The 12,135-nt window shown below is 73.1% G+C and carries 8 protein-coding genes; 6 read left to right on the top strand and 2 right to left on the bottom strand.

All coding sequences use genetic code 11. The annotated features are described in order from the left end of the window. Window positions 1-12: 12 nt before the first annotated feature. Window positions 13-198 carry a hypothetical protein gene (locus WMF19_RS33785; protein ID WP_012238616.1) on the top strand — a complete coding sequence of 62 codons (186 nt, stop codon included), beginning with the start codon at window positions 13-15 and terminating at the stop codon, window positions 196-198. 82 nt (window positions 199-280) lie between these two features. Here WMF19_RS33785 and WMF19_RS33780 read toward each other — a convergent pair whose 3' ends face one another. Continuing rightward, on the bottom strand, window positions 281-637 hold the full coding sequence (locus WMF19_RS33780; protein WP_437894122.1) for a hypothetical protein: 357 nt from the start codon (window positions 635-637) through the stop codon (window positions 281-283). A gap of 673 nt (window positions 638-1,310) precedes the next feature. Continuing rightward, entirely contained in the window at window positions 1,311-2,129 is an 819-nt protein-coding gene (locus tag WMF19_RS33775; protein ID WP_437894121.1) for a hypothetical protein, read from the bottom strand. Window positions 2,130-2,767: 638 nt separating this feature from the next. Between WMF19_RS33775 and WMF19_RS33770 the strand changes: the two genes are divergently transcribed. The 5 genes from WMF19_RS33770 to WMF19_RS33750 all read left to right on the top strand — a co-directional run bounded on the left by WMF19_RS33770 (window position 2,768) and on the right by WMF19_RS33750 (window position 12,127). Then, window positions 2,768-3,754, top strand: a complete 987-nt coding sequence (locus tag WMF19_RS33770) for a hypothetical protein (protein ID WP_437894120.1) — start codon at window positions 2,768-2,770, stop codon at window positions 3,752-3,754. Window positions 3,755-5,220: 1,466 nt separating this feature from the next. Continuing rightward, the gene (locus WMF19_RS33765) at window positions 5,221-6,672 is read left to right on the top strand and encodes an RNA polymerase sigma factor (RefSeq protein ID WP_437894118.1); all 1,452 of its coding nucleotides are present in this window, start codon (window positions 5,221-5,223) and stop codon (window positions 6,670-6,672) included. A 427-nt stretch (window positions 6,673-7,099) separates the two neighbouring features. After that, window positions 7,100-7,672 carry an RNA polymerase sigma factor gene (locus tag WMF19_RS33760; protein ID WP_437894117.1) on the top strand — a complete coding sequence of 191 codons (573 nt, stop codon included), beginning with the start codon at window positions 7,100-7,102 and terminating at the stop codon, window positions 7,670-7,672. Window positions 7,673-7,825: 153 nt separating this feature from the next. After that, window positions 7,826-8,905, top strand: a complete 1,080-nt coding sequence (locus tag WMF19_RS33755; protein WP_437894116.1) for a DUF72 domain-containing protein — start codon at window positions 7,826-7,828, stop codon at window positions 8,903-8,905. A gap of 48 nt (window positions 8,906-8,953) precedes the next feature. Next, window positions 8,954-12,127, top strand: coding sequence for a hypothetical protein (locus tag WMF19_RS33750; protein WP_437894115.1), 3,174 nt, complete (start codon window positions 8,954-8,956; stop codon window positions 12,125-12,127). Window positions 12,128-12,135: the final 8 nt, after the last annotated feature.

The following is a 12,135-nucleotide window of genomic DNA, read 5'->3' as shown; positions in this document are numbered from 1 at the left end:
GCCTGGCTCCCTATGCAGCAGAAACAGGCAGCAATGAAGCGGCAAAAAGAACGCGCTCGGCAGGAAAAGCAGCGCGAGAAAGACGCGAACCGCCTCGCGCGCCGCAAGGAAAAGGGCCCTGGTGATGGCGGAACACCGGGGGAGGACCCGGACATCGCAGGGATCGTCCCGGGGCCACAGCCTCCCATTACCGAGTGAAACGCCCAGCGCGGGCCGAGGCGCGGACAGCGCCCCGGCCGCCGCTCGAGACGTACGCCGTCCCGGGCGATAAGCTCTCGCCCTACGCTTCCGGGCTACGGTACGTGGCCGTGGCGACGTAGCGGAGGACCCGGGAGCAGCACTCGCCGCCACAGCTCCCTCGACAGGCGCATTCACCCTCGAACCGCGCCGTGCGCGAAGCGAGGCTGCTCAGGATCTCCTGCGTCACGTCGTAGCCGCCGTTGTCACAGGAAGAGTACGAGCACGGCATTTCGAACAGCGCATGCGCATGCTCGACGACGACGCGGCGGATGTACTGCGTCTCATTCATGGCCGAATTGGGCCGGGTCTCACGAATTTCCAGGTTCAGGCTCGTGAGCTGCGGCACCTTCTGAAGGAGCTTGCCGGCCGCCTGCTCCCGCTTCTCGCGGAGCAGCATGCGCTCCTCCCGCTCGATATTCCGGCGACGATTCGCTGAATACATCGATCACCTCTGTCCTGCCGGGCAGGAATATATCAATCCCCCTAGCCCCTGTTCAGTATAGCGCAGGCGACCGGTCGGCGCATGCACAATCTGGGCTCTCCACGCTGTCGGCGCTCTGCATTCGCAGCCTCATCCAGAGCGAAAGAGCGTGACGGAAGACCGCCTGGATCAGGAACGACATGCGTTACACCGGTCACATCGGTCACGTCGGTCACATCGGTCACGTCGGTCACATCGGTCACATCGGTCACATCGGTCATGACGGTTGCTCGTGACGACCAGGGCGCTCGCAGGACGCGTGAACATCGCCCGATGTCGAGCGGACTGTGGCGATCGCGATGAGCGAGCATGGGCTGGTGCGCACGACAGGAGTGCGGTGCTCCAGAGAGACGTCGCTCGGGTGCCGTTGAATGGCCAGAAAGCGCTTCCGCTGCCGCAGGACGGCGTTGTGGTGTACCTGAAGAGTTGCAGAGAGCAGCTCTGCGTGACCCGGCCGCGGCAGCCGCGGCCTTGGGCCGACCATCACGGACCGCGCGTGGGACCGCTCCTCCTCGTGAGGGCCAGCGACCGGCCTGCACGACCGAGCAGCAGCCATCGTGAGCGTCAACAGGGTGACGCCGGGACCGTGTCAGACCGGCGCGGTCAGCTCGCCGGCTCCGTCGGGTCCCGCGCCGGTCGCCGGGGAGGCGGCCGGGGCGCCGCTCGTCGCCTCGCCCTTGGCGCCGCCCTGGGCCCTCCGCGCGCTGGCCTCGCGGTGCACGTCGAGCGGGCGGAGGGCCTTCCGGACGGACTCGACGGTCTCGGGCTCGTCCTCGTCGACCATGCCGGCGACCTTGGTCGCGTAGTTGACGATGGCGAACTGGATGGCGCGCACGTACGTCGCGAGGTTCGATGTCGCGGCGGCCTCTTTCTGTAGCTTGTCTCGCACCATCGCGTCGTAGCGCGGCAGGACATTGCCGATCTGCTCGAGGAACTCGGGCCCGGCGACCGCGTCGATCTCGGGCTTCAGGCCCGCTTCCTCGATGTGCGCGGCGATGGAGGCCATCACCGTGTTCTGCACGGGGTACTCGGCGGTGAGGAACGAGAGGCCGTCGTCGCCGAAGAGCTCTTTGACCAGCTCTCCGGCGCGCCGCGCCTGCGGGAAGCGCCCCTCGGGCAGCATCGAGGTCGCGATGAGGCGCATGCGCAGCGCCCCGAAGCTCGCATCGGCCTCCCTGTCGAGCACCCGTACGTCGTCCTCGGACAGGGCCCCGTTGACACGGCGGCGCGCGGTGAGCGCCTTCTGGCCTGCCTCCGCAGCGGCCTTCAGCTTCGTACACGCCTTGGCGACGTTCTCCGGCGCCGTCTCCGGACAGGCTGCGACCAGCGCGTTGGCGAGGGTCACGCCATTGGCAATGTTGATGATGGGAGCGCGAACGTAGATCGAAGCATCGAACGTTTGGTCCATCGTGGCACGCTAAGCAGGGCTCTGTCCTTCGTCGAGCGCTCCTGTCGTCGTTAACGTGCTATGAATCGTGCTGGTGCGCAGCTCAGCGAATGTCTACAGAGGTGCTGGAGCGCGGGGATAGGGCGGTTGCATCCCGGAGCGGGGCAGGGCGGTAGCCGAGGCGGGCGACGCGCCCGCGGGGTTCGTCGACGGGTCGCCGGCGTGCTCGGAGATACCGATGGGGTCCGCCGACGGGTCGCCGGCGTGTTCCGAGATACCGATGGGGTCCGCCGACGGGTCGCCGGCATGCTCGGGGATACCGCGGGGCTTCCCGGAACGGGTCGCCGCCGTGCTTGCGCAGACCGATCGGGCTCTTTCCAGAGGTCGTCGACCTGTTGGACAGGCCCGGAGGCCTCCCCGAACGGGTGAGCGACCCGTTCGGCAGACCTCGAGGCCTCCGGCGCCCGCCCGCGCGGGCATGGCGGGCCGCAGCCGCCCGGAAAAATCCGTTGCGAGGGGTCGGTCGTGGTCCGTAATTCCACTCTGTGCATGTCGCGACCGGTCGTGGCCTATCGGCGCTGCGCTGCACCCCTTGCCTGACGATCGAGCGGAGTCCCTTGCGCCATCCACGTCTGAACGCCATCGGGTGGAATCTTGCTGTGTCCCTGATGCTGGCCGTTCTGCCGGCCTTCGGTCAGGTCCCGCCGGGCGGCGCGCGGCTGTCCTATTCGCGCGGCCCGGGCGCGGACGGGTGTCCCGAGGAGCAGGCGCTCCGGGACGTCGTCGCCGCGCAGCTCGGCGGGATCGACCCGTTCGTGGGCGGCGGCAGCGGCGGCCGGCGGGTCGAGGTGGTCGTTGCGCGCAAGGGGCGGCATTTCCTGGGGGAGATCGCGCTGTACGACAGCGACGGCCGGCGGCTCGGCGGCCAGGAGGTCACGAGCGCGACCTGCGGGGCGCTGGTGGAGGACGTCGGCACCGCCCTTGCGATCATGCTGCGCCCGGTGCGATCGGCGCAGGAGCCGGCGCCGTTGCCGCCGGGGCCGTCAGCTCCGGCGCCGGGGGAGGCAGCCACCGCGCCTTCGCCACCGGAGACGGCCTCCCCGGGAGGAGCGCCGGCGGGGTCCCCGCGCGCGCCGGCCCTGGCGCCGCTGCCGCCGTGCGAGCCCGCCGCGCCGGCGCGACCCCGGGAGCGCCGTGGCCTCGCGCTGGCGTGGCCGCGGCTTCAGGTCGGGGCGGGGGCGCTGATCTCCGGGGGACTCGCGCCGGCGCCCGCGGTCGGATTCTCGGGGTTCGCGGGGGCGCGATGGGAGGCGTTCTCGCTCTCGCTGGAGGGGCGTGTGAACATGCCGGTCGCTGCCGAGCGGTATCGGGGCACGTTTTACGGCGTGTCCTCGCTCGGCGGCTCGGTCGTCCCCTGTGGGCACGTGGCCTGGTTCTTCGGCTGCGGTCTCGTGACGTCCCTGCGCCGAGCAACGCGACGCTGCTGGTCGGCTCGCCGCCCGTCGGCTCGCAGGTGCCCGGATCGAAGCTCACAACGCTCGCGGACTTGCTCCCGAGCGCCGTCCCGGGAACGATGCCGGTGCAGAGCGGAGCCGCGGAGCTCACCACCACGCCGACGGCGAACTGCGAGCACGCACCATCGCTGAACGCCGACGCCAGGACGCTGCAGCTGCCGCCGATAGGTTCGCCGCAGCCGCAGGGGGCGCAGCCGCGCGTGTCCTCGGCGCCCGCGAAGAAGACGTGCCGGTGCGGATAGGTCGCCGGGCAGTCCCGCTCGCCCTCGTGATAGACGCACGTCAGGAACCCGTCCATGGGGGCGGCATCGCCGGTCGGCGGCGCCGGGGTGCAGATCATCCCCGGATCGGCGCACGGCGCGAACGTGGTGCCTGTACACGCCCGGGCGAGGATCGCGAAGCTCCCGGCGCCTTCAGGTTCCTCCGTCTCCTCGGGGCTCTCCGCGATCCTGGGTGCGCAGCTTCCCGGGAGCACGCGGGGGGCCGGGATCTCGAGCGACTGCGCGCACAGGGCGCCATCGCACATCTGTCCGGCGGAGATCGCGTTGGCCGATGTGCAGGTACCGTCCCAACCTTCGGGAGCGGTGAACGGCGTCTCGGCGGCGCCGGGGACGTCGCATGGAAAGCTGGCGTAGGCGTTCCAAGCCGCCGGTAGCTCGCACGAGGCGTCCGGCGGATCGCACTGGCATGCCGGGCATGAGGGCGGCGCCGCCGCCGCGAAGTCCCCATGGCCCTCGTAGCCGATGCTCGGCGCAGCGGCGGGACAGTCGGGCGCGCGATCCGGAGGGCCGATCCAGACCAGCGCCGGCTCGGACCAGCCGAGCGGTTCCCGCGGCACGCACTGCCCGGTGCAGGTCTCCCGCAGGGTGGGATCGAACCCGGGGACCGTCGCGCTGTCGAAACCGGCGCCAGCTCCCCCCTCCCCGCAGGCGTCGCCTGCATCAGGACCGGCATCGCCGCACGCATCGGCGCCGCCGTCGGCATCCGTGGGCTCCTCCATCACAAGACAAGGACTGTCCTTGTACCCAGGCTCGGGATCCCAGGGGCAAAGCCAGTGCGGGGTCGGTTCGCAGCCACCAACCCAGGCCCCCAGCACGACGGCCGTGGCGCACGAGGCCACCACCATCCCCCGCTTCTCCTGTCGAGTCCCTCTCCTCATCGTCTCACCTGTTCATTCACGGCGCAGCTGCCGAGCGCGGTGCTCCCGCGAACACCTCCGGAGGGAAGCACGGGAAGAATGGCGCGAGAAGCCCCCTCCTCATGGACGCTCGCGGGTCCGCATTGCGTCCGCCATCGGGTTCTTCTCGGAATGATCTGCGCAAAAGGTTCGCATCCATCGCGAGCACGCCGGGCGAATCTCGTTGTACGGCGCTCAGATCGTGCCGAGAGATGCTGACAGACCCGTCGATGGCCGCTCGCCGATGCGCCTGGTTGATTTCGCAACGGAACGCGGAGCCATCATGTAATGCCACAGAACCGCGGTGGTCATCGAGGCGGCCACGGGCGCCCCCGCACGTGGGGCCACCGGGGCCCGATCTTTTTTCGGACCCGCGTACGATTTCGCCACAATCCGGCCCATCTCGCCGGAACACGTAGAGATGACGGCGTCTCAACCCCCCCGGCCTCCGCCGGCCCCCGCCCATGACACCAACCCTGGACCGGCATCTGGCGCCGACCCCGGGCTGACGGCCGACGCCCCCCCCGCGACGGCGGCCGAGCCGCCCCCGCGGCCCACCTTCGAGGAGGTGTACACGGGCCTGCTCCGGTACGTCCTCCGGGTGCTCTGGCGGATGGGGGTGCCGGCGCGGCACCTGCGCGACGTGGCCCAGGAGGTGTTCCTGGTCGTCCACCGCCGCTTCGGAGAGTACGACCCCCGCTTCTCCGTGAAGGCGTGGGTGGCGGGCATTGCGTCGAACCTCGCCCTGCGGCACCTGCGGCTCTCCAGGAACCGGCGGGAGCTGCTCGCGCGCTCCGACGGCGAGCGCGTCGACGTCGCGGACCCGGGGTACGACGCGGAGCAGCGGTTCGCGCAGGCCGAGACGCAGAGGATCGTCCGCGGGCTCGTCCAGCGCATCGAGGGCGACCGGCGCGTCGTGTTCCTCCTCTACGAGCTCGAGGGCATCGAGATGCGCGAGATCGCCGCGGCGCTCCAGATCTCGGAGAACACCGCGTGGGACCGGCTGCGGCGGGCCCGCAAGGAGTTCGCGGCCGCGGTCAGGCGGCTGGGCGCGCGGGAGCGCGACGCGCTCGGCGTGTACGGCGCGCGCTCGGCGCTGGCGCCGCTCGCCTTGGTCCACGGGCCGCTGCTGCTCGAGCTCGGGGACGCCCCGCTCGACCTGCCGGAAGACCTCGGCGAGGTGCTCTGGTCGCGGCTTCAGGCGCGGCTCGACCCCGGGGAGGGCGACGGGGGCGCGCCAGCCGACCAGGCTGCGCGAGCCCTCCCGCCCGGCGAAGGCGCAGCAGAGGCTGTCCCCGCGTGGAACGCGCGCCGCGCCCAGGCGAACCTCGCGAGGGGTGGCATCGAGGTCACGCGGGCGAAGCTCGTCGCGGCAGGCGCTGCCCTGTTCCTGGGCGGGGCCGGCGCCGGCGCCGGCACGCTCTACGCGGCGCTGCCACGCACAGCGCCGCCGGAGATCGCCCTCGCTCGCGGTGACACGCTCGCGGCGGTTCTGGTTGGCTCCCGCGCACCAGGCGCGTTCGCCGACGCCCCGGCGGCGCTGTCCTCGGCAGCGCCCGCGCCGGCTCCGCCCGCCGCGGCCGGCGCGGGGGCGGCCGTCCCACCGATGGATGCCGACTTGACCCTGATCCAGCGCGCGATCGCCGCGCTTGGATCGGGAAGAGCGAGCGAGGCGCTCGGCGCGCTCGACCGCCACGCGCGGAGCTACCCGCGCAGCCCGAGAGCCCAGCAACGCGAGACCCTGGCGATCCAGGCCCTCGAGCAGACCGGTCGGCGCGTCGAGGCCGCAGCGCGAGCCGCCCGGTTCCGCGAGGCGTTCCCCGGCAGCGCATACCTGCCCGCCATCGAGGACGCGTTGAACGGCTCTCCGTGAATCCGTGAAGCCCAGCCCCAGCCCGCTCCCCTCGGCCGGAACAGAGTGCCGTCGAGGTGACATGAGCACCAGGAGCTCTGCTCCTCCGGTCGGCGTCCTCCGGTCGGCGTCCATCGCGCCCTGAGCCCATCGAGCGCTCTCCGGCCCCTTCAGCCGGAGAGCGCTCGATCCATCACCACGCCGGCGCGGGCGCGGCGTCGGTATTTCGGGCGTGCAAACGAGCGTGCTCGCTCGATTTCGCAGCGAAGCGCGGGTGCGCTGGAGAACTCGCGCGCATGGACGCGTCATTCGACGAGCGACGGCTCACCATAGAACGCAACACCGGCGTGCTGCGGTGTGCCGTCGGAACACCCACCCACCGTCGCGAGCACTCTCCCTGCTGCCCGGCGCCGGTCTGCCGAGGCGCGGTGCGCCGGAGGAGATCCCGATGAGCCGTCGCAAGCGCGGCGCGCCGCCTGCTCCGGGGCTCTCGATGTCGCTGCGCCCCGAGGTATCGCCGCCCCTCGACGCTCTCGTCGCGGAGCGGCGCCTGATCCTGTCCAGGCTCGTCGCGTGCGGCGTCCACGCGCGCGATTGCGAGGACGTGCTCCAGGACGTGCTCATCGCCGCCTGGAAGGCCATTCAGGCTGGCAGGTACCGCCCTGATCCTCGGATCGCGCCGCGCCGCGCGCTCCAGGGCTGGCTCCATGGCATCACATGGCGGCAGGCAGGCCATCACCTGGGGCGCGCCCACGTCCGCCGCGAGGTCCCGATCGACGATCCGCGCGCGCTCGTCGACGAAGACAGCGTCGATCTGGACGGCAGGTTGCTTGCCCGCGCAGCGCTCCGCAGGCTCGTCGAGCTGCCTGCGCACCATCGCGATCTTCTCCTCGCCGCGGCAGGTCCCCATCCCTTGACGTCCTACGCCAGGGCGCACGGGCTGAACCCGGCCACGGCCGCCGGCAGGCTTCAGGTCGCCCGAAAGGCGCTCGCCGAGCGGATCGCGCGGCCGGTCTGGTAATCCGGGGATTCGTCGAGCGGAGCGCGGCGAGCGAGCTGGAGCGTATGCGCACGACGGGAGAACGGACCTTCGTGAGAAGCAATGAGCAACTGTCGCCGTATCTCTCGGGCGAGCGCTTCCATCGCCGCAAAGAGATCTTAGGTTGCTCCCGATATGCACGAAGAAGCCCTGCGCGACCCGCCGCGGTCGCCTTCAGAGGAGACTCCACACCAGGACCAGGAGGAGCAGCGTCTCGCGCGCGCCGCGGCCCTCGCGGCGTGTGCGCCTGTGCCCGCCCGCATCGGCAACGCCCTCGCCGGGACCGCCGGGTGGACGGACCCGACCCTGGTGAAGAGCCATAGATTCTACCCGAAGGGCGTGTCGAGCCCGGCAGAACGGCTGAAGTTCTATGCGTCCCAGTTCCCCGTGGTCGAGGTCAACTCGAGCTACTACGCCCTCCCGCGTCCGGGGATGGTTGCGCAGTGGATCGAGCGGACTCCGCCTGACTTCGTGTTCAACGTGAAGGCGTTCGCGCCGCTCACCCAGCACCCCGTGGAGCCCGCCCGCCTCCCCCCGGACGTCCAGGGCGCGCTGCCGGCCTCGCTCTTCGACCGGCGGCGCCTCTACCCGGCAGACCTGCCGGCCGAGACCCGAGACGCGCTCTGGGAGCGCTTCCGGACGGCGGTCGATCCGCTGCGCCAGGCGGGCAAGCTAGGGTACGTGCTCTTCCAGTTCCCTCCGTGGTTCACGGCGACGCGCGGCAACGTGCGTGTCATCGAGGAGTGCCGGAGGCGCATGGAAGGGCTCCCGTTCGCCGTCGAGCTCAGGCACGGATCCTGGGGTATGCCCGGCCGCATCGAGCGCGTCGTGGACCTCCTCCGGGACCTCGACGCATTCTACGTCATCGTCGATGAGCCGCAGGGCAAGCAGAACAGCATGCCTCCCACCGCACTCGTCGCCGATCCTCGCCTCGCCGTTGTGCGCTTCCACGGCCGGCGCGAAGAGACCTGGGATGCGCCCGTCGGCGTGAACGAGAAGTTCAGGTACGTTTACGATCCCGCGGAGCTCGCTCCCTGGGCGGAGACCGTCGCGCGGCTCTCCCAGGAGGCGGAGCAGGTCCACGCGATCTTCAACAACTGCGTGTCCGACCACGCCGTGGTCGGCGCCAGAGGGCTCATGGCTCTCCTCGCCCGCAGGTCGGCCGCGCTGGCGGACGAGGCCGCCCCGGTCCCGGTGAGCTCGGCCGTCCACTGAGCCTCACGGCGCCGCGGCGGCCTGCGAATCACGGTAGTCTCAGCCGCGATGATGCAGTCCAGAGCGGCGGGCGCTCCCCGCCTCGCAGCGCCACCGCGCCGGTCGCGGCGCGCGGCCGCGCTCCTCGCTGCGCTCGCGCTCGCCCGCTGCGGCGGCGCGCCGCCCCGACCCGCGCCGCAAGAGCGCGGCGCGCCCGCGGCGGCGCTCCCCCCGCCTCCAGCGCCCGTGCCCGCCCGCTGGGTCGACGTGAGCGGCGCGACAGCGATCGGGCCCCGGGTCGCCGGCGGCACGATCGCGCTGGTCGGCGGCCAGCGCGTCCTCGTCGGGGCCGACGGCGTGGCACGGCAGGAGACCGCGGCGTGCCCCGAGCCCCTGATCGAGCTCGTGCTGGTTCCGTCCGGAACTGGCCCGCGGCTCGTCGGGCGCGGAGTCCGCGGTGTCTACCGGTTCGATGACCCGCTCGGCGCGCCGGCGGTCCTCGCCCGCTCCGAGACGGACCTCCAGCGCATCGGCGGCGGTCCCGCCGTCGTCGCCGTCTGGGACGCCATCTCCGACGTTCCGATCTTCCTCGACATCGAGACCGGACAGCCGCGCACGCTGCCGGGCTTGCCCGCCCTGCCGCTGCGCGCCCTCGCGTTCCGCGACGCTCGGCACGGCGCCGGGCTCTTCGAGGCGGCAGGGCTCGCGGTCACGGCCGACGGCGGCGCGTCGTGGCGCCCCGTGGCGCCGTCGCCGGGCGGCGACGGGGAGGACGCCGACCCCGCCGCCCTCCTCCGCCTCGCCGACGTCCGTGTGCGCGACGGCGAGCTGATCGCCGTGACGCAGGGCAGGGCCTCGTCGTCCGAGCAGCGCGAGGCGCGGATCCTGGTCGCCGAGGCGCGGCTCGGGCCCGCCCCCGCCGACGACGCGCCAGAGCTCGGCTCGGGCGCGCCGCTGCTCCGCTGGATCCGCGCGACGGGGCGCCACCCGCTCGAGGCGGCGATCTCGAGCGGCGCGGCGTGGTCGTCCACCGCGATCACGGCGAGCCACGGCGTCCTCGCCCGCGTGGATCTCGCCACCGGCGCGCTCCAGGAGGTCGCCCCCTTCGGCCACGGAGACTGGCTGAACGCCTGCGGCGTCGGCCGGGCGGGGCGAGCGGCGTGGGTGGCCTGCGCGCTCGGCGAGGGCGGGCCGGACGGCCGCCACGATCCGTTCGGCGTGCTCCAGGTCAAGCCCGGCCGCCCGCTCGGCAGCGAACCCCCCGTCCTCGTGCGGAGCGGCGAGGCCGAGCTCCGCGTGTCCCCGAGCGGCGGCGCCCTGCTGCTCGCGCCGTGCGACGCGGACGACGAGGGCAGCGTGTGCGTGCGGCAGCCGAGCGGCCGGTGGAGCACGGTCCGCCCGGGCACGGACGTCCGCTGGCGCGGCGCCGGCGCGCTCGCCGACGGACGGATCGCGATCCTGCGCGGGCTCTGGGACAGCGACGTCGCGCCCCGCGACGAGCCCGCGCCGCGCGGCGGCGACGGCCGCGAGGGCGCCGCGCCCGGCGCCCAGGTCGCGGTGATCGACGCCGGCGGCAGGGAGGCTCCGCTGCTCCAGCTCGGCTGGCTGCGCGGCGGGGGCGACGACGTCAACGTGGTCAGCCCCATCGAGGAGGGGCAGGACGGCGCGCTGTCGTTCGTTGTGGCCGACGAGGCCGGAGACCTCACCGCCGTGGTCCTTTCCCCCGGCGGCCAGGCCTCGCGGGCTCGCCTCGCCGGCGCCGCGCACGCCGTGGTCCACGCCGGCCGCGGGATCGCCGTCGGGGAAGGGAAGGTGCTCGCTTCGGATGACGCCGGCCGCACGTGGTCGCCCATCGAGGTCCCACCCCAGGCCGCCGCGGAGATCGCCCAGAGCGGCGATCTGCTCGCCGAGCCCGGGATGCTGGCCGTGAACGAGGTCGGCCTGAGGATCGCGACCCACCTCCGCGTGGGCTGGGGGCCGCCGCTGCCCGCGCAGGGAGCGCCGTTCGGCGGTGCTGCGCTCGGGGCCGCGCCACTCCTGCAGCTCCGCCCGCCGCCGGCCCCGGCGCTGCCGGAGCGCGCGCTCGCCTGCACGACACAGCCGGGGCCGCCGCCCTCGCCGGCGGGCGTGCCGCCGCCGCGCAGTACGCAGGAGGCGCTCGCGCTGCTCGCCCGCGACGCGAAGCCCGGACCGGACGACCAGCGGCGCGTCTCGTCGGTGAGCGCCAGGCGCTGGGGCCAGCTCTCCACCGTCGCCGCGCTCGAGGTGCGCTCGCCCGCCGGCGCTGCTGCCAAGGGCGCCGGCGCCGGTCTCCAGGCGCGCGGCGCCTCCGCTGCGCCGCGGGCGACCTGGACGCTGCGCTGGCTCGATCCGACCGAGCTCCAGGCCAGGGTCCGCTCGTGGACGGGCCCGGCACCCGAGGGCGTCGGCCGGGACGCGATCCTCGCCCGGTTCGCGGCGTCCGGCGGCCGGATCCTGTTCGGGGTGCGCGCCTCCGGGCGCGACGTGCTGATCCAGGTGAGGCCGGGCCGCGGCGCCGAGGTCGCCGAGGTGCCGCAAGAGCTGATGCCCGAGGCGGAGGTCGCCTTCAGCGAGGCGCCGGATGGGCCCGTCGCGTGGCTCCGCGGCGCGTCGCTCGTCGCGTGGTCGTCCGGCGAGGCCCCGCGGCCGATCGCCTCGCTCGCGAACCTCGGCGAGCCCGCGCTGGGGGAGCCGACGAGCGCCGGCGTGCCGCTCTTGCTCAGCTTCCACGGCCTGACGCTCGGCCGGACGGTGCCGATCCCGCCTGCGGCGACGACGGGGCAAGGAGCGATCGCGAAGGCCCCGCCGCTCCTGCCGCTCGACGGCTGGGAGATCGTCCCGAATGTCCGCACAGAGCTCACCCGCATGCCGGCGTGCGCCGCGCGCCCGCCCGGCGCGCGCTTCCTGCTCGATCGCGCGAGCGCGTTCGCGACGGTCGATGGCCACCGCGCGCCCGCGAGCACGGCTGTCTATGACGTCCGTGTGTCAGGTCGTGACGTTTGCGTGGCGAAGATCGCCGCGCTGATGGATCTGGAGCGGCGGACCGACGGCCAGCCCGGCGCGAGCCCGCTCGCGTTCGTTCGCGCCGATCTCGCGGCCCGCCGCGCGGAAGGCGGCGATCGCGGGATCGGCCAAGGCGCCGGGAAGCCCGGGGCAACGGAGGGTAAAGCAGCGGGCAGACCGACGCGCCGCCTCGCGTGCTCGCTGGCCGTCCGGCCCTGAGTTTGCCG

This window comes from Sorangium sp. So ce124 (genome assembly GCF_051525235.1).
In the GTDB taxonomy this organism is placed as follows: Bacteria; Myxococcota_A; Polyangia; order Polyangiales; family Polyangiaceae; genus Sorangium; species Sorangium atrum.
Note: the sequence above shows the minus strand (reverse complement) of the source record. Positions and strands in the feature narration are given on the sequence as shown.